This is a genomic window from Arthrobacter sp. D1-29, from assembly GCF_054130585.1.
In genome coordinates this window covers 2,389,361-2,407,510 of the sequence record NZ_CP096383.1, presented here as the reverse complement: position 1 = coordinate 2,407,510, position 18,150 = coordinate 2,389,361, and the positions used below count along the sequence as shown (strand labels likewise).

General features: G+C 59.9%; 15 protein-coding genes. 9 read left to right on the top strand and 6 right to left on the bottom strand.

The window, feature by feature from the left end; translation table 11 throughout:
* Positions 1–10 precede the first annotated feature (10 nt).
* The 3 genes from M1E17_RS10875 to M1E17_RS10865 all read right to left on the bottom strand — a co-directional run bounded on the left by M1E17_RS10875 (position 11) and on the right by M1E17_RS10865 (position 3,338).
* Positions 11–961, bottom strand: a complete 951-nt coding sequence (locus tag M1E17_RS10875) for a carbohydrate ABC transporter permease (protein ID WP_457967323.1) — start codon at positions 959–961, stop codon at positions 11–13.
* Positions 958–1,926 (bottom strand): carbohydrate ABC transporter permease, encoded by a 969-nt coding sequence (locus tag M1E17_RS10870; RefSeq protein ID WP_457967321.1) that lies wholly within the window; start codon positions 1,924–1,926, stop codon positions 958–960. The genes M1E17_RS10875 and M1E17_RS10870 overlap by 4 nt, the downstream gene beginning before the upstream one ends.
* Positions 1,927–1,988: 62 nt before the next feature.
* Positions 1,989–3,338 (bottom strand): ABC transporter substrate-binding protein, encoded by a 1,350-nt coding sequence (locus M1E17_RS10865; RefSeq protein WP_457967319.1) that lies wholly within the window; start codon positions 3,336–3,338, stop codon positions 1,989–1,991.
* A gap of 268 nt (positions 3,339–3,606) precedes the next feature.
* On the opposite strand from M1E17_RS10865, the gene M1E17_RS10860 reads away from it, so the two are divergent.
* Positions 3,607–4,527 (top strand): AraC family transcriptional regulator, encoded by a 921-nt coding sequence (locus M1E17_RS10860; protein ID WP_457967317.1) that lies wholly within the window; start codon positions 3,607–3,609, stop codon positions 4,525–4,527.
* A gap of 123 nt (positions 4,528–4,650) precedes the next feature.
* Here the strand turns inward: M1E17_RS10860 and M1E17_RS10855 are convergent, their stop codons facing one another.
* On the bottom strand, positions 4,651–5,685 hold the full coding sequence (locus tag M1E17_RS10855) for an AAA family ATPase (RefSeq protein WP_457967316.1): 1,035 nt from the start codon (positions 5,683–5,685) through the stop codon (positions 4,651–4,653).
* Positions 5,686–6,152: 467 nt separating this feature from the next.
* Between M1E17_RS10855 and M1E17_RS10850 the strand changes: the two genes are divergently transcribed.
* From M1E17_RS10850 to M1E17_RS10840, 3 genes are all read left to right on the top strand, one after another.
* Entirely contained in the window at positions 6,153–6,698 is a 546-nt protein-coding gene (locus tag M1E17_RS10850) for an RraA family protein (protein WP_457967314.1), read from the top strand.
* A gap of 749 nt (positions 6,699–7,447) precedes the next feature.
* A complete protein-coding gene (locus M1E17_RS10845) occupies positions 7,448–8,050 on the top strand; it encodes an antibiotic biosynthesis monooxygenase (protein ID WP_457967312.1) in 603 nt (200 codons plus the stop codon).
* A gap of 103 nt (positions 8,051–8,153) precedes the next feature.
* Positions 8,154–8,726: a TetR/AcrR family transcriptional regulator gene (locus tag M1E17_RS10840; RefSeq protein ID WP_457967311.1), complete on the top strand. Its 573-nt coding sequence runs from the start codon at positions 8,154–8,156 to the stop codon at positions 8,724–8,726.
* Positions 8,727–9,078: 352 nt separating this feature from the next.
* Here M1E17_RS10840 and M1E17_RS10835 read toward each other — a convergent pair whose 3' ends face one another.
* Both M1E17_RS10835 and M1E17_RS10830 read right to left on the bottom strand, forming a co-directional pair.
* Entirely contained in the window at positions 9,079–9,594 is a 516-nt protein-coding gene (locus M1E17_RS10835) for a TetR/AcrR family transcriptional regulator (protein ID WP_457967309.1), read from the bottom strand.
* A 161-nt stretch (positions 9,595–9,755) separates the two neighbouring features.
* The gene (locus M1E17_RS10830) at positions 9,756–10,931 is read right to left on the bottom strand and encodes a pyridoxal phosphate-dependent aminotransferase (protein WP_457967307.1); all 1,176 of its coding nucleotides are present in this window, start codon (positions 10,929–10,931) and stop codon (positions 9,756–9,758) included.
* A 1,100-nt stretch (positions 10,932–12,031) separates the two neighbouring features.
* On the opposite strand from M1E17_RS10830, the gene M1E17_RS10825 reads away from it, so the two are divergent.
* The 5 genes from M1E17_RS10825 to M1E17_RS10805 all read left to right on the top strand — a co-directional run bounded on the left by M1E17_RS10825 (position 12,032) and on the right by M1E17_RS10805 (position 18,049).
* Complete coding sequence (locus M1E17_RS10825; RefSeq protein ID WP_457967305.1) at positions 12,032–13,186, top strand: extracellular solute-binding protein; 1,155 nt, start codon at positions 12,032–12,034, stop codon at positions 13,184–13,186.
* A 72-nt stretch (positions 13,187–13,258) separates the two neighbouring features.
* Positions 13,259–14,218 carry a carbohydrate ABC transporter permease gene (locus M1E17_RS10820; RefSeq protein WP_457967303.1) on the top strand — a complete coding sequence of 320 codons (960 nt, stop codon included), beginning with the start codon at positions 13,259–13,261 and terminating at the stop codon, positions 14,216–14,218.
* Positions 14,215–15,135, top strand: coding sequence for a carbohydrate ABC transporter permease (locus M1E17_RS10815; RefSeq protein ID WP_457967301.1), 921 nt, complete (start codon positions 14,215–14,217; stop codon positions 15,133–15,135). The genes M1E17_RS10820 and M1E17_RS10815 overlap by 4 nt, the downstream gene beginning before the upstream one ends.
* Positions 15,136–15,184: 49 nt before the next feature.
* Positions 15,185–17,620, top strand: coding sequence for a glycoside hydrolase family 2 TIM barrel-domain containing protein (locus M1E17_RS10810; protein WP_457967299.1), 2,436 nt, complete (start codon positions 15,185–15,187; stop codon positions 17,618–17,620).
* 48 nt (positions 17,621–17,668) lie between these two features.
* The gene (locus M1E17_RS10805; protein ID WP_457967297.1) at positions 17,669–18,049 is read left to right on the top strand and encodes a sulfatase-like hydrolase/transferase; all 381 of its coding nucleotides are present in this window, start codon (positions 17,669–17,671) and stop codon (positions 18,047–18,049) included.
* Positions 18,050–18,150 lie beyond the last annotated feature (101 nt).

The window sequence follows — 18,150 nt, the reverse complement described above, 5'->3', positions numbered from 1 at the left end:
TGATGCGCGGTTACTTGACCGCACCGAGGGAGAGGCCCTGGACGAGTTTGTCCTGGGCGGCAAAGCCGGCGAACAGCACGGGCAGGGAGATCACGACTGCCGCCGCGCACACTTTCGCCAGGAACAGGCCCTGGCTGGAGACGAAGCCGGTCAGGAAGACCGGCGCAGTTCCGGCCATAACACCGGTGAGGACCCGGGCCAGGAGCAGTTCGTTCCAGCTGAAAATGAAGCAGATCAGGGCCGTGGCCGCGATGCCGGGCATCGCAACTGGCGCCACCACGGCGCGGAGTGTCAGAAGGAGGCCGGCTCCGTCGATTTGAGATGCCTCAAGCATTTCCACCGGCACTTCAGCAAGGAATGAGCGCATCATCCACACTGCGATGGGCAGGTTCATGGAGGTGTACATCAGGATCAGGAACCAGATGTTGTCCAGCCCGCCGATGGTCTTGGCGAACAGGAACAGCGGCAGGACGGCTGCGACGATTGGCAGCATTTTGGTGGAGAGGAAGAAGAACATGACGTCTGTCCACTTTTTAATCGGCCTGATCGAAAGCGCGTAGGCGGCCGGGATGGCCAGGACCAGCACCAGGAGTGTGGACAGGACCGACGCGGTGGCTGAGTTGATCAGCGGGGGCCAGGGGCTGACCCCGGAACTGGCGCCGAAGAACTCCTCGTAGCCATCGAGGGTCAGGGGCGCGAAGAGGGAAGGCGGGTTGGTGGCGGCATCCGTCTCGGAGTGGAAGGATGTCAGGACCATCCACAGGACCGGGGCAACGAACAGCAGGGCCAGCAGCCAGGCGGCCATGCCGGCGGCGGTGTTGTTTCGGGTGGGGTCCATCCGCGACTTGCCTCGGCCGGGCTTGAACAACCCGCGCCGGCCCGGGCGGGTGTTCAGGGCGGTGGGCGATGTGGAACGGGCATTGCCCGACTTGCTGGGTACGGCAGGAGTTTGGATGCTCATCGTGCTGCCTCCTTCTTGAAGAGCGAGAAAACGGTGCGGAGCGCGAAGGTGGCGACGATGATCGTGCCGATGACCACCACGACGCCGGTAGCTGAGGCCAAGCCGTATTCGTTGGCGAAGTAGAAGGTCTGGTAGATGGAGTACGGCAGGTTCGCTGTGCCCAGGCCGCCGGACGTGAGGGTGAAGACGGCGTCGAAGTTCTGCACGATGTAGATGGCGCCGAGCAGGCCGCCAAGTTCCAGGTACTGGCGAAGGTGCGGCAGCGTCAAATGGTGGAAGATTTCCCAAGGGCTTGCGCCGTCCATCTGGGCAGCTTCCACGGTGTCCATGGGGCGGGACTGCAGGCCTGCCAGCAGGATGAGCATCATGAACGGCGTCCACTGCCAGACCAGGGAAAGGATGACGGCCGTCAGCGGAGCCTGCGAGAGCAGGTCCGGCTGCGGCGGCGTACTGCTGCCAAAGAGTGACCAGATCCAGGTCAGGATGCCGTTGATCAGACCATATGTCGGGTTCAGGAGGGCGTGCTTCCACACCAGGGCTGCAGCCACCGGAACCACCAGGAACGGGGCGATCAGGAGGGTGCGGGCCAGTCCGCGGCCGATGAACTTCTTATCCAGCAGCAATGCCAGGACCAGTCCGATGAGCAGGCTGGCCAAGACAACCGAGACGGTGAGGACGATGGTGGTGAAGATGGCCTGGCGCAGGTCCGCGTTGGTGAGGACTTCGACGTAGTTGCTCAAACCGGCGAACCCCGTTTGGTCCGGGCGCAGGCTGTTCCAGTTCATAAACGAAATGATCAGGGTGGCAGCGAAGGGAAGCTGCGTGACGATGATGAGGAAGATCAGGGCCGGCAGCAGCGGCGCACGCCGTGCCCATGCCGTGGCGCGTTCACGGGCCCTGGCGTCTTTTGAAGGTTTGGGGGCGCCGTGTCCTTGACGGGCGACGCGCGCTGTTGCGGTAGTCATCATGTTCTCCTGCCGTTCTGTGGCCCGCCGGCAGGCGGGCCACAGCTCCGGTTGGTGGGTGGTTACTTCTTGTACTTGTCGCCGATTTTCTGAGCGGCTTCCTGGCCCTTGGCCAGCGCGTCCTCCACGGTGCCCTGTCCGGCGATGGCCGAGCTCACTCCCTGGGAGACAGTGGTGCCAAGGTCGGCGAACTCAGGAATCCCAACAAACTGGATGCCCACAACCGGCCGTTCCTGCACGCCCGGGTTCTTCGGATCCGCGTTTTCAATAGCGGAACGTTCTGCTTCGAAGAACGGGGCTGCCTTCTGGAATTCGGCGTTCTCGTAGGTGGAGATGCGCTTGCCGGACGGAACCTTGGCCCAACCGAGCGTCGACGCCACCAGTTCTTCGTACTTCTTCGAGCTGGCCCACGCGATGAACTTGCCGGCAGCATCCTGCTTCTTGGACGCGGCCTGCACGCCCCAGGACCAGGTCCAGAGCCAACCGGAGGAATCCGTTTCCTTGACGGGAGCCTGGGCGTAGCCGATCTTTCCCTTCACAGGTGATCCTTCGGCTTCCAGAGCGCCGGCTGCAGAGGTGGCGTCGTACCACATGGCCACCTTGCTCTGGCTCATGTTGTTCAGGCATTCGGTGAACCCTGCCTGGGCGGCGCCGGCTTCACCGTGCTTCCGCACCAGATCAACGTAGAACTTGGTGGCTTCGACGAATTCCGGGGAGTTGACCTGGGCGTTCCAGTCCTTGTCGAACCATGTGCCGCCATAGGTGTTCACCACGGTGGTCAACGGGGCGAAGACCTGGCCCCAGCCCGGCTGGCCCCGGAGGCAAATGCCCTTCATACCTGGCTCCGCGCCATCAGCCTGGGCTGCCAGCTCGGCCACCTGATCCCATGTGGGCTTCTCCGGCATCGTCAGGCCTTTGGTTTCCAGGATGTCCTTGCGGTACATCAGGAAGGAAGACTCGCCGTAGAACGGTTCGCCGTAGAGCTTGCCGTCCTCTCCCGTCAGGGATGCCGTGTAGGCCGGAAGAATGTCGTCCTGGTTGAACTCGGCGTCGTTCGCCACACTGTCCAGCGGCGCCAGCCATTTGTTCGCAGAATAGAACGGAATCTCGTAGTTCGACAGGGATGCAACATCGTACTGGCCGGCCTGGCTGGAGAACTCCTGGCTGATCTTGGCTCGGACGTCGTTCTCCGGGAGGATCGTGTAGTTGACCTTGATGCCGGTGTCCTTGGTGAAGTTGTCAGCGGTCAGCTTCTGCAGGTCCTCCATCTGGGGGTTGTTCACCATCAGCACGTTGATGCTGTTCTGGTCTCCTGCTGAGGTGCCGCCGCCGGCCCCCGAACAGGCTGAGGCAGCCAAGGCCAGCGCAAGGGCACCTGCGGTGAGGGTGGCAGCGCGGATTTTCGGGCGCATTAAGGACTCCTTTGTTCTTCATGGGGTAGGCAGTCGCAGCCTCCGACTGCTGTGTCGGAGAACTGGACTGGAGCGGGGCTGCGGAGGGGGACTCGGCCTGCCACGCTGATGTTCTTCAACATTAGGCCGGTGCGGGAGGGACAACTAGCGCCCTACTTGCGAACTTCTGATACTAATTTTCCCGTCTGACGTCGGGAGGAGGCGATAATCTAGGGGAAAGATCGCATGAGGCTGTCCAGATTTCATAAATCGAATGTAGGAGAACAGCATGGGTGATGACGGCCGCGAGGGGGCCGCGGCGCGGCTCGCGGAGAGACTGGTTGGCATGCGCGCCAACCGGGAGGTGATCCCGGCTGACCCGAACCATTCCGTCCGCTGGAATGAGCATGACTATCCAAGTCCGTTGGCCCGGTGGAACTACCATCCTGAATATGAGATCCACCTGATCCGGAAGGGGTCCGGGAAATTCATCGTGGGCGACCATATCGGGACGTTCGAAGCCGGGCATGTTTCACTCGTTGGATCCGGATTGCCGCATGACTGGGTCAGCGACCTGGAACCCGGCGAAGTACTGGAAAAGCGCGACGCGGTCATTCAGTTTGACGGCAACTGGCTTCAGCAGTGCGTTGGCCTCATGCCTGAATTGGATGAGGTCCGGGTTCTTCTTCAGCAATCCTCGCGGGGAATCGAGTTTTTTGGACAAACCGCGCTGAGTGCAGCAGAGGCGATCGAAGCCATGGGCGCCACCAGCGGCCTGGCGCGCCTCCAGCACCTGATCCGGCTCTTTACGGTCCTGGCATGCGCGCCGCCGGAGGACCGGGAATACCTGGCTGATGAATGGTTCCGGCCCCAGCTGGACGGCCAGGCCGCCGCCGTCGTCGATCTTGTCCTTGAGTATGTTTTCAGCAATCACGCCGGAACTGTGAAAATGTCAGACGCCGCCGCGCTGGTAGGTATGCAGGAAGCCTCCTTTTCCAAGTACTTCAAGAGAGCTACAGGCCAGAATTTCAGCGACTTGGTCCGCAAACTCCGAATAACGCACGCCAAGCGTCTGCTCGAGCGCAGCGATAGGCCCATTTCCGACATTTGCTATGAGGTGGGCTTCTCTAACTTGTCCAACTTCAATCGACACTTCCTCAACGATGTCGGGGAAACGCCACGGCAGTTCCGACGGCGCGTACAGGCCTGACGACCGCACTTATCTGCTTGAACGCCAAGGCGAATACCGCCCCCCGGGCGAAGAACGGTCGTAACGGAAGGTTCCGCGCGTTGGGCGGGACGGGCATTCGCCTGAGAGCCGCCGCACATCCGGTCAGACCAGCCAGCGCCACCAGCGTGACCGCTCCGGTTCCGGCGTCGGTTCCGGCTCCGGCTCCTCGCCCAAGGCCAGCGCGGCCTCGACGATGTCGTCCGCGGTGAGCGTCATGACGGCCTCACGATCGAGCGCGTCCAGACTTTGGTCCTCGTCGAGCGACAGCCGCAGCGCCTGGCGGTTGAGCGCCTGCTCGAACAGCGTGCGGGCGAACCGTGCGTTGCCGGAGTCCTCGCCCGCGTGGAGCCCGGTAAAGATGCGGCGCAGCGTCTGGTCCGCACCCGGCTCCAGTGTGTACTCGTGCTGGGCCAGCATCTGGTGGAAGATCGCCTGGAGTGCGTCGACGGAGTAGTCGGGGAACGTGATCTCGCGGGCGAACCGGGAGCGCAGTCCGGGGTTCGAGAGCAAGAAGGACTCCATCAGCCGCGGGTACCCGGCCACGATCACGACCAGGCGGTGGCGGTGGTCCTCCATCCGCTTGAGCAGGACCTCGATCGCCTCGGGGCCGAAGTCCATCCGTCCGTCCTCCGGCGCCAGCGCGTAAGCCTCGTCGATGAACAGGACGCCGTCCAGCGCACGCCGGATCACCCGGTCCGTCTTGATGGCGGTCGCTCCGACGTACTGCCCCACCAGGCCCGAACGGTCGACCTCGACCAGGTGGCCTTTCTGCAGCAGACCGACCGCGCGGTACATTTCGGCCAGGAGCCGCGCCACGGTGGTCTTGCCCGTGCCCGGATTTCCGAGGAACACCAGATGCTGTGACGTGGCCACCTCAGGCAGGCCGTGCGCCTTACGGCGGGCCTGAACCTGGAGGAGTGCGACGAGGGCCCGCACCTGTTCCTTCACGGTCTCCAGTCCTACCAGAGCGTCGAGTTCAGCCTGCACCTCGGACAGCGGCCGGGCCGGCCCGGGCCTCGCACCGATGAGATCGCCGACCAGGTCATCGACGCGCTCCGAACCGGGCAGCTTGAGCTGATCGGCCAGATGGCCGATGGTTTCGCGCAGGTCGTCAAGCGGATTACGGCCGGGAGCCATACATCCACTGTAGTACTCGATTCCCGACCGGGGCGGGGTTGGCCTCACCAGTATCAACTCCCTCATGGCCGTAGTATTCACGCGGTACAGGCAGTCTCCGTTGGACCATGCGGGCACTGGCGGTGCTTTCGATGCTGACTACGGCACCACGAACGAAGCGATAGCCGCTGGCCGGAAGTCCGAAAACCGACGTCGGCGCGAAGGTGTTTTTGGGCTGCGGCTTGTCATCTAGCTGCCGTTACCCACGAAGGATGTCATCAAGGGTCTTGTTTCTCGGCCAGCGGCGGGGCAAAATAAGAACTTATTACCAATTAGTATGCATGTATCAATCCAGTAACTCCCGAGAGGCATCTATGTTCATCGACGCACCCACGAGCTCATTGACGGTTGGTCGCCGTGCAGGGGCTTCCTCCCGAGAGGTAGTCAAAAGTCTCCGGCAGTACGGAACAGCCAGCATTGGTGATGCCATGGACCGTCTCAATCTCATGGATTCTGGCATTGCTACCCAATGGACTGCCGGCCGGTGTGTCGGACCAGCGCTGACCGTGTTGACACGCGAGGGCGACAACCTGGCCATCCATCGTGCCCTTGATGACGCGGAACCTGGAGACGTCTTGGTCATCAACGCATTGGGCGGGACAACGCGGGCAGTGTTCGGAGATCTCCTCGCCGAGATCTGCCTTGCTGCAGGCATTGTCGGCGTCATCATCGACGGACTGGCCAGGGACCGGGCCGCCATAGGGGAAATGGGGCTGCCATTGTGGGCGCGGGGCGTATCCCCTGCCGGCCCAGCGAAGTATGGACCAGGAGCGGTAAATGTTCCTGTGGCTTGCGGAGGCGTTGTAGTCAATCCCGGCGATCTTGTCTCAGCGGACGACGACGGAGTCGCAGTCCTCCCAGCTGAAAGCTCCGGGATAGTTCTGAACAGGCTTAGGGACATCCACGACTCCGAACGCAAACTCCGCGCACGGATCCAGAACTCTGTCAGAAGTTCCCCTGCGGCGGCTCACTAAAACTGTCTGTGAGGAATTGTGCTGGAAGTACTTAGCGACCACCGCCCCCATCAATGCCCCGTCGACCCTCTCCAAATGAAACTCCATCATGAAAAGCAGAACCCTCATTCAGTCCAGGAATGCAGACCGACGCCGGTACGCAAGGACAAAGCAACTCACGCCACCACTTTCCCTGCCAGGCGAAGTCACAGGCCGTTCTACCCAAAGTCCCCGGACTGACCGCCCCTTATCCCAAAGGAAAGTTTCAGCCTTTCGGGCAGAAGGGCGGCCTGAGTCAAACAACGACGAGGCCGATCCGGTGACCCGATGCAGGTGCCTATGGTCCTATGACTCATTGCTTTAAGGTCCAGCCATGCCGCAGCGGAGGGGGCAGACGACCAATATCGTCACAACGAATGGGACCTGTTCATTGGAATCATGGCCTGATCGACTGAGAATTGGCGTCGCATCAAGGACGGAGGCTTCCAATTCCTTCCCGTCAACCAGGCAGAGTGCTACTTTCACGTCTCAAGTGCTTCCTGCCTGCGGGAGAACTAAGGGACGCCGATCCCCCTTGGTTCCTAGTGGCACAATCATGATTGGTAACATATTCTTATTTGATACGCTCTAGCCATTTCCGTCTGGAAGCAGGTTCGGATCTTTGGCCCAGTTCAGAGATGAACTGAGATTCAGCCAGCTAGGCAAGCGCCGGTTAATGGCTTCATGGGTACGGGCACCAAAGCACTAGATACGTAGGTGGATAGCAGGAGATGACTTCAACAAGCGAGGTTGGATCTTCGTCGGTGACAGTGTCGGTCACGAGAAAAGTAGACCCTGCGCGCACCGATGAGGTGACTGCTTGGGTCCAGTCCGGAGTAAGTCTTGCTAGCCGCTGGCCAGGCTTTCTCGGATCTGGATGGATACGGTCATCCAGGCGAAGCGATGAGTGGTACATGCTTTACCGGTTCGCAGACCCCTTTGCCCTGAGCGCCTGGGAAAGTTCAAGCACACGCAAAGGCTGGCTCGATCAGGGAAACGGGCTGGTGGAGGAACGTCGCGTCGAAAAACTGACCGGGATCGAGGGCTGGTTTGATTCCACTCAATCCCGTGAATTGCTCTCGTCTCCCCCACCTCGGCCGGCCCGATGGAAACAGGCGGTGAGCGTCTGGCTCGCATTTTTCCCTGTCAGTCTGGTTTTTGCTCTTCTCATGGAAGCCGTATATCCCGCATGGGGTGGTCTTTGGACAACTGCAAGAGTCTTTGTAACCACCACCGTACTTACTCCGATCATGACAGTATGGGTCCTGCCTGTGGTCACCCGGCTCCTCCGATCGTGGCTGATCCCGGACAATGCTTCTGTGTCGAAACAATAACCATGCCCATACGCGACACTGCAAAGATCCGTTGGAAGAGCGGCAATACGACCGAGACCGAAAGAAAGGCGACAGTGAGTTGAGAAGTGACACACGTCGAAACATGAAAAGCCTCATGCTGGCAGTCGGTGAGGAGATCGCTGAGAACCCGGGCAACGTGACGATGCAAAGCGCGGCGGCCCGTGCGGGCATCGGGACGGCCACCGCGTACCGCTACTTTTCGTCACTGGACGAGCTGCTCGAGGCTTACACCATCAACATCACCGAAGAACTCCGGGACTTCGCCCGGCAGTGCCCCCTGTCCGGGAGGGACCTGTACAACGCCGTGCTGTCCCGCTGGATCACCCTGGTACTCGAACACGGCAAAGTCATGGTCCAGCTGCGTTCCCGCTCCGGATACCTACATCGCCTCGACCAAGGCGACCCCGTCATAGCAACCTCCCGCGACATCTGGGAACAACCCCTGAAGGGACTCCTCCAGGATCTCAGCCTCCCCGACAGCCTGCTCAGGCACGCCCTCTTCCTGAACAACGCACTCTCAGACCCCCGCGAAATCCTCGACTTGAGCGAAACAGAGAAGCTGAAGCCGGAGCAGATCGCTGGCCAATTGCTGGAAGCACTTTCCGGCTCTCTTCATGGATGGGCGGACGCTGCGGGTACCAGGGCCCCTGTATAGCCACCAGTTCACAGGTTAGTGTTGCTGGCCTAAAAATCGAGGCTGGTGAGGTCCTGTTGGGTGGGGCAAGCGCCGCCCCAGGAGTGTGGCTCGGCAGCGTCCCCAGGAAGTCTTGGCAGCTAAGGCACTGCGTGTTCCAGGCCAAGGGCTTTTCGGCCGTATCGTGGCACACCAAACTGGCGTCTCCCGGTTCCATCTGAAAGAGCAACAACCGGCCGGCTCGCATAGCGCACGGCTTCAAGACCTGCGGTGGCTGCAGCCCAACACTGTCCTTTACTTCAAGTACGGTGACCTCCTCGCTTCGACGACCGGAGGTCAAGTCCCTCAGCGGCACCGTCCTAGGGCCGCTTCTTCATTGCCGGAAAGCCACCGTAGAACGGGGATCTTTCCGAAGTGCGCCGGCGACGGCTCCTGCCAGGACCGAGGCTATGTCGTTGGATGTCATGGCGTCGGCTGAAGAGAGTTCGAGGATTTCGCGGGGGTCTGAAAGTGCGTTGTTCAGGAAGAGGGCGTGCCTGAGCAGGCTGTCGGGGAGGCTGAGATCCTGGAGGAGTCCTCTCAGGGGTTGTTCCCAGATGTCGCGGGAGGTTGCTATGACGGGGTCGCCTTGGTCGAGGCGATGTAGGTATCCGGAGCGGGAACGCAGCTGGACCATGACTTTGCCGTGTTCGAGTACCAGGGTGATCCAGCGGGACAGCACGGCGTTGTACAGGTCCCTCCCGGACAGGGGGCACTGCCGGGCGAAGTCCCGGAGTTCTTCGGTGATGTTGATGGTGTAAGCCTCGAGCAGCTCATCCAGTGACGAAAAGTAGCGGTACGCAGTGGCCACACCTACTTCAGCCCTGGCAGCAACTCCCTGTAACGACAAGTTGCCGGGGCTTTCCTGGACTTCTTCCGAGACTGCACGAAGCAGCCGGACCAGGTTCCTTTTCGTATCACGGCGCAACGGAGTGGTCTTCCCTGTACGGTCCGCGGCGTGTGCAGATGTACTTCTGGTGCTGAGAGGTTGACAGCCGGGTAGTTCCTCGGTCACATGAGGTTCCGCGTTGCGTCAATGAACCGGTCCAAGCCGAGTTCAAGGTTTCCGGGGTCGGTGGCGAATGAGAGGCGCACGTGTCCTTCCCCGGATGGCCCGAACTCGCTGCCGGACCTGACAATTACTCCGGCCGCTGCGAACCGGGCGGTCATCTCATCCGAGGTGAGGCCTGAGTCGATTTTGACGAACGCATAGAAAGCGCCTTGGGGCGGGAGCATGCTAAGTCCGGGGATGCCGGAAAGCTTGTCGACGACGATGTCGCGGCGTGCCTGGTATGACTCGGCCATGGCTCGGAGGTGTTCAGCGGGTGTTTCCAAAGCGACGAGGGCGGCGTCCTGCACGAAGGTATTGATGGAGCCGTTGAGCGTTCGATGGAGCAGGTTGATCTTCTCTGACAGTTTGAGGGAGGCGACTACGTAACCAAGCCGCCACCCGGTCATGGCGTAGGTCTTGGAAAACGTGCTGCAGCAGATGACCTGATCTGCGACATTTGGAAGTTCCAAAGCGGATAGAAACTTCATGCCATCAAAGACAATGTCGGCGTAGGCCTCGTCGGAAAGAAGCAGAAGATGAGGGTGGGCCTCCAGAATTACTGCCAGTTGCCGGAGTTCGTCCTCGCTGTAGACCCGGCCTGTTGGGTTACCTGGATTGCAGAGAATAATCATGCGGCTATCCGCCGCTTCGCGGGCCAGCCGCTCAAGATCCAACGTTCCGTCTGCACGGTTAGCAACCCAGATTCCCTCGGCACCAACCATGGCCAGGTGGTCTGCATACAGGGAATACGTCGGTTCCGGAATCAGAACCTTGTCTCCGGGATTAATAAGGGCAAGTATCGTGGCGGCCAGGCCTGCACTTCCTCCGTGAGTGACTACAAGCTGTTCCGGGCTGAGATTCTGACCGGACGTACGTGTCAGTTTCTCGGCCAGGGAGCGGCGTAGTTCTGGTGCTCCACTGAGGTTTGTGTAGCGTGTCCTGCCGCTACGCAAGGCCTCAACCGCGGCCTCGACGATGGGATTCGGTGTCCCGGAGTCCGGTTCTCCCATGGACAGTGCAATGGCGCCATCGGGTGTCGATCCCAAGGATGCGGGCCGCCGGGAGGCCAGGACTATGCGCTGGGCTGAGTCTGAGCTGTCAGGGCTGTAGTCAACGAGGGCCGGTGTGGAAGTCATGTGTCTTTATCCTGATTCCTGCTGTGTCGCAGATCGATAGAGGGTCCCGGAAAAGTAAGAATCGTTTACCAATTAGTACAAGAGTTTCACGAAGAAGTCCAGCATCAGTTCACATCATGGGGAGGGCGGGGCGATCGGGCGCACGCGGAGGCCGTGATCAACCAGGCTCCCCTGAGGCTGGCTCACCATTGAGACGACCCACAATTCAAGCTCTGTGAGTATTCGGGCAGTCGCTTCGAGGGTCCTTGTTGCGCCAGGACCAGAACTCCACGTTCAAAACCTGCGGCCTCTACTGCGCACAGTTGCTCAGTCGACAAGGTTCACCAAACTCGCGAAACAACAGTTCCTTGCACACCAACCGCTCGTTGACCGCACCCGCCTCCTTCTGCCGAGTCTCTAGTCCCGGCGTTGCTTGCCGATCCCCGTTGGCCTGCTGACGCTGCAGTGGGAGGGCCATGCGTAGCCTCCCGTTGCGTCCGTCGCCTGAACCCGTTGCAAGCTCGGCTGGCCAACTGCAGTGGGGCCGCAGAGCCGTCACGACCGGGCCTTCTTTTTCGCGAAACGTGCCCCCAGGCTCTCCCGATAGCAGGGGACACAAAAGCGACGTGAAGGCATTGACAAAGGATTCCCAGACTGAGATAGTTTTCCCAATTACGAGATTCATCTCACAATGAAAGGCCGTGATGAGGTTCTCACCTCACAACGGTCACCAGCTTCATACTCGTGTTAATGAGAGACAGGTTTTGAATCACAGCACGTCCGGCTCCCGGCCACTGGGGTGGCTCCTAATCGCTGGATGAGTGACAACGACGCAGAACCACGGCAAAGAAGTAAGGAACGCCCCATCAGGTGGCCCATGGGGCACCACATCCAGGGCATGCGCTGCAGACACTAACCGATTCATCAATCCCACAGAAGAAACAGTAGGAGTTTTCATGGCACCTCGTTGGTTTACAAGCACGGCGGCAGGCGTCGCCCTTTTGAGTGCAGCCGCGCTAACCGGTTGTTCGAACAGCAGCCCTAGCCCGGCCGAGACCGGCCCTGCCGGGGAGCCAGTGACCGTCGAGTTCTGGGGGGCTGCAGTTGGCCAGGAGAAGGCAGTGGATGTCTTCAACGCGGCGCATAAAGATAAAAATGTTCAAATTAAGTACACCCAGATCTCTGCCGGATCTGCCGGCGGCTACTCCAAGATGCTGAACGCTGTAAATGCGGGGAATGCGCCATGCCTGGGCCAGATCAGCTACGACACCGTCCCCAGCTTTGCGGCATCGGGTTCCCTTGAGGACATTACCGAGCATGCGCAGGGCAGCAAAGACCAGTACTCAGCCGCGGCCTGGCAGCTATCCAGCTTGGGGGGAAACGTATACGGCATCCCGGGGGACCTCGGACCAATGGCGCTGTACTACCGCGCCGACCTGTTTGAGCAGTACGGTATCACGCCACCTAAAACCTGGGATGAGTACCGCGCTACCGCCAAAACCCTGAAGGAGAAGGATCCTGCCGCCTTCATGGGGACCTTCCCGTTGAGCACGTACGACCTCGGCGCGTTGTCACACCAAGCCAAAGGCCAGTGGTTTGGCACCGAAAATGACGCTTGGAAGGTGTCCATCAACGACCAGCCCTCGAAGCAGGTCGCTGACTACTGGCAGGGTCTGCTGGATGAAAAGCTTGTTGTTCCCGAACCGGCCTTTGCTCAGGCCTGGTACACCAACCTCCAGAATGGACAGATCGTTTCCTATGTTGGTGCTGCCTGGAGCGGTGCACTGCTTGAGAAGAACGCGCCGGGCCTCAAGGGCAAAATGGCCGTTGCTGAGCTCCCCCAGTGGAAGGAAGGCGAATATGTCTCGGGTAACCGCGGCGGTGGGGCCTACTCTGTTCTAAAGGGGTGCAAGAACCCGAAGGAGGCCACCGAAGCCGCAGTGTGGCTGACCACCAACGCCGACAGCGTGACCAGCCTGATCAAAGAGACGGGCATTTACCCCGCTGCCGTCAGTGGCCAGAAACTGCCTGCGCTTACAGCTGGATCGGACTTCTTCATTAACGCCGACAAGACTGCCGAGATCTTCACCTCGGCCGCGCAGAACACACCCGATAAGTGGGTGTGGGGTCCAAACATGACCAGCGTTCAGCCCAAGATGAATGACGGGCTAAAGGTTATCGGATCAGGACAGGGAACGGTCTCTGAACTGCTCGACACCGTCCAGGAATCCACGATCTCCGAACTGAAAAGCCAGGGTTTGAGCGTCAAGGAGTAACTCCGCAGGCCGGCGGCGTTCAGTTGTGCAAGCTGGGCGCCGCCACCCGATACATCACCAAAGGATTAGGCCATGAAGGCACCCACTCTGTCTGCACAGCAACCAGTGCAACCAGGAACGACAACCACCAAGCCCCGCAAATCGCGGCTCAGCCGGAAGACAAAGCGGGCAGCGCTGCTCTTCCTGGTTCCGTTCATGATCATGTTTCTTTCCATGAAGGTGGCCCCCATCTTCTACGCGATCTACCAAAGCTTTTTCAAGACGGAACGCAGCGGCCTGGGCGTGGGAAGTGCCAAGAGTGTCTTCTCGGGCGTCGAGAACTATCTCGTGGCGCTGCAGAACAGCGACTTCATTGCCTCCTTCGGACGAGTGCTCCTGATCGGGATTGTGCAGGTCCCGCTTATGCTGACTATTGCTCTTTTCCTGGCGCTCCTTCTGGACTCCGCATTCTCACCCTTCAAACGCGGCTTCCGACTGATTTACTTCCTGCCTTACGCCTTCCCCGGGGTCATCGCAGCAATCATGTGGTCCTTCCTTTACCAACCTCAAATCGGGCCCTTCACTGGATGGCTGAGCGCCATCGGTATCGACGTCAATTTTCTTGCCAACAACACGGTCTTTTTTTCAATCGGCAACATGATGACGTGGGGCTATACGGGCTTCAACATGTTGGTCATCTACTCAGCCCTTCAGGCAGTACCCGAAGAACTCACTGAAGCGGCTAGCCTCGACGGCGCCGGATGGTGGGCCACAAACTGGCACATCAAGGTCCCGGCAGTGCGGCCAGCCATCATCCTCACCGCAGTGTTCTCAATCATCGGAACCGTGCAGCTCTACAACGACCCTGCAATTCTGGCCAAGGTGGCGCCGGGCATTTCCTCCACGTTCACCCCAATCATGGCCGCCCAGCAACAAGCCGCAGCGAACAACTACAACCTGGCCGCCGCGCAATCGGTCATCCTGGCCCTCGTTGCCCTGGTCCTGTCGTTCGGGTTCCTCAAGTTCACTCAGCGAAAGGGTGCCAACTCATGACTACCGCTCCCCCGCGCACTCACGCTGCAGCGCGGCCCCCGGTGCGACCCAAGCGGCCCAGCCGTATGCCGTGGCGGCAACAGCGCGTCCCTTTCTCGGCCCGCGCGTTCTCCTTCATTGTGATGGGCGCGTTCGCGTTCTATAGCCTGGTGCCCCTCTGGTGGCTCGTCGTCACAGCAACAAAGAACAGCCAGGACCTGTTCACCACCAACCCCATGTGGTTCGCCGATTTCAGCCTGTTGGCCAACATCGGAGATGTCTTCGGACAGCAGGACGGTATCTTCGCCGTATGGACCGGAAACACCATCATTTACTGTGTTGGCGGCGCCGCCATCAGCACCCTCCTCGCCGCAATGGCAGGCTACGCCCTGGGCAAATACGAGTTCCCGGGCCGAAAAATCGTTTCCAACGTCATCCTGGCCGCCGTGCTCGTACCCGCGATCCTCTTCGCACTCCCCCTGTACCTGATGTTCAGCGAGATAGAGCTGGTCAACACCTACTGGTCAGTTCTCCTGCCCAGCCTCGTAAGCCCCTTCGGAGTGTTCCTGGCATCCACGTACGCAGCACAATCCGTTCCCACCGAGCTCCTCGAAGCAGCCCGCATCGATGGTGCCAGCGAAGCGCGGATCTTCTGGCGGATCGGGTTCCCCATCATGACGCCGGCCCTGGTCACGGTGTTCCTGTACCAGTTTGTCGCGATCTGGAGCAACTACCTTCTGCCCGTGCTCATGCTCAACAACGATACTCTTCAGCCACTGTCAGTTGGCCTGGTCAACTGGCGCGAGCGTCTGAATGAAGGCATTCCATACCACGTGACAATCACAGGATCCCTCCTGGCCGTTATTCCATTGCTGATCGCGTTCTCCATTCTTCAGCGCTACTGGCGCTCCGACCTGACCGCCGGCGGCGTAAAGTAACCGCCGTCGGCGTCGTTAGCAGTTAACACAAATATTCAAGGAACTGTAGATGAAACGCATTTCGTTCAACCGTGACTGGCAGTTCGGCCCACTCGTCTCGGTTCACGAAGCAATCCGAGTAGCACCGCCCAGCGACAACCTCGTCAACCTCCCCCACGATGCAATGCTTGCCAGCGGACGCACACCGGACGGGACAGGCGGGGCACCTAACGGTTACTTTGACGGAGGATCCTGGACATACGAAAAGCAGTTTGATGCCCCTGCTGACTGGGCGACCAAACGCATCACTTTCGAATTCGAAGGCGTCTACCGGGACCCCATGGTCTTCCTCAACGGAGCCTTCGCTGGCCAATGGAGCAACGGCTACTCCTCGTTCCACATCGAAGCTGATCCCTTCCTGAACTACGGTGAAACCAACACCATCCGCGTTGACGCACGTTCCCACCAAGACTCACGCTGGTACCCAGGCGGGGGGCTCTACCGCCCGGTACACCTCCTTATCGGTGAACTCGTCCACATAACGCCCACTGGACTGCGGGTATCCACCCCGGACGTCGATGAAGAACTCGCCACCGTCGTGGTCAGATCAACAATCGCAAATAAAGGGGCAACCACCCGAACCGTGGATGTCCTGCTCGAAATCCGTGACGACGCAGGCGCGGAAGTGGTCTCAGAAAGATCCCGTGTCACACTCCTGCCCAACGAAACACTGACTGCACATCAGCGGACATACGTGCCGCACCCGTCCCTGTGGAGCCCGGATAACCCCGCTCTGTACCACGCAACTGTTACCCTCCAGGACGAGAACGGACCCATCGACCGTGAATCAACGACGTTCGGCATCCGGAGCCTCGCAGTCGACCCCATCCGCGGGCTCCGCCTGAACGGAGAAAGCATCAAGCTTCGAGGCGCTGCGGTCCACCACGATCACGGCGTGCTCGGCGCAACGGAATTCCCCGACGCCGCAAGGCGGCGGGTTAGGCGGATGAAGGACGCGGGCTTCAATGCAATACGCTCAGCACACAACCCCATCAGTGTGGCGATGCTCGACGCATGTGACCGGCTGGGCATGCTGGTATTCGACGAGGCGTTCGACATGTGGTCGGTGTCCAAATCCACAGACGACTATTCCCGCTCGTTCCCGCAGTGGTGGGAGCGCGATATCGATTCGCTGGTAGCGAAGGACTTCAATCATCCGAGCGTCATCATGTATTCCATCGGAAACGAAATCATCGAAGCAGGAACCCGGCACGGCGCCCGGTGGGGTCGGTTGCTTGCAGAGCGCATCCGTGAGCAGGACCCAACCCGGATCGTGACGCACGCTCTCCAGGGTATGTACATGGCCCGGGACAAGGTCCCGGAACTCCGCGCCGAGGTAAACCAGGACAGCTCCACCATCCGCGGGCTCAACGACTACCTGGGCCAGGTAACCCACCTCATGAACCGGGTCATGGCCTCGGAGCTTCTCGGAGAGCGGCTGCTGGAGCCGGCATCCATGCTCGACATCGTTGGTCTAAATTACGGAGACGCACGCTATGAAGTCGACGCGGACGAATTCCCCAACCGCATCTACTTCAACTCGGAATCATTTCCAACACACATTGACCGCCTGTGGAAGTTGATTCTTGAGAAAAACAACGTGCTCGGTGATTTCACCTGGACCGGTTGGGACTTTCTGGGTGAGGTCGGTACGGGCCGGCACGTTTACCCCGAAGACTCCCAGGAACACCGAGCCCCCTACCCGTGGATCGCCGCCGTATGCGGAGACATCGACCTCATCGGTCAACGCAAGCCCATCTCCTACTATCGGCAAATCGTCTTTGGACTGACCGACGTCCCCTACGTCGCCGTACGAAAACCCCGCGATGACGGATACGTGATCGAACCCAAAGCCTGGACCTGGTCAGACGTTGCACCGTCCTGGACCTGGGACGTCGATCCAGGAACTCCCATGCACATCGAAGCCTATGCCTCCGGTGATGAAGTGCAGTTCCTCCTCAACGGAGCAGTCGTAGCCAGCGAAAAGGTCGGAGTGAACCGCGATTACCTCGTACAGGCGACGCTCCCATTCGAACCCGGGGTCCTCGAAGTCGTTTCATACCGCAATGGCAACGAATTGGGTCGCCGGGAGCTACAAACTGCCAGCAAGCCGGCCAAACTAAGGCTTTCGGCCGACCGGACCTCTATCACCGCCAACACGGTCGACCTCCTGCATCTGGAAATCACGCTCGTGGACGAGGAAAACCGCCCCAATCCGAACACAGACGTCGAAGTAGCCGTGACCGTCCACGGGCCCGCGACACTGCAAGGATTAGGATCAGCCAACCCTGCAGCCCCCTGCGGCTACCTTGGAACTGTCACATCCACCTACCACGGCCAAGCCCTCGCGGTCCTTCGCGCCGGAGCCCAGCCAGGTCCCGTTACCATCACTGTCAGAGCCGACGGGTATCCGGACGCGACGTTAGTAACCGCACAGGAGACATAGATGGTACGAGTTTTGATGACCCGAAGCGGAATGCATAGGTGAATTTAGATGACTCAAGCTAGTTCGACGGCGGGCACTCCTAATGTTGTTCTCATCTGTACCGATCAATGGAGAGGAGACTGTCTCTCCATCAACGGCCATCCAATTGTTAGGACGCCTTATCTCGACGCAATTGCCGCAGAGGGTGCAAATTTCTCGAATGCTTATTCATCCACGCCGACCTGTGTTCCTGCCCGCATGGCCCTGATGACCGGCCTTACCGCCCGTTCCCACAGAAGGGTTGGCTATACCGACGGCGTTGATTTCGACGTATCCGTTACACTCCCGGGAGAGTTCACGAAGGCGGGCTATCAAACACAGGCGATCGGGAAAATGCATTACTATCCTGAACGCGGACGCATTGGGTTTAACGACGTTAATTCTTCATGACGGATACCTAAATTTTGCCAGGAAACGCGGTCGAGAAGTCGATTGGTACGACGACTATTTGGTTTGGCTGCGTGGTCAAGCGGGAGAAAGCGCAGTTTCGG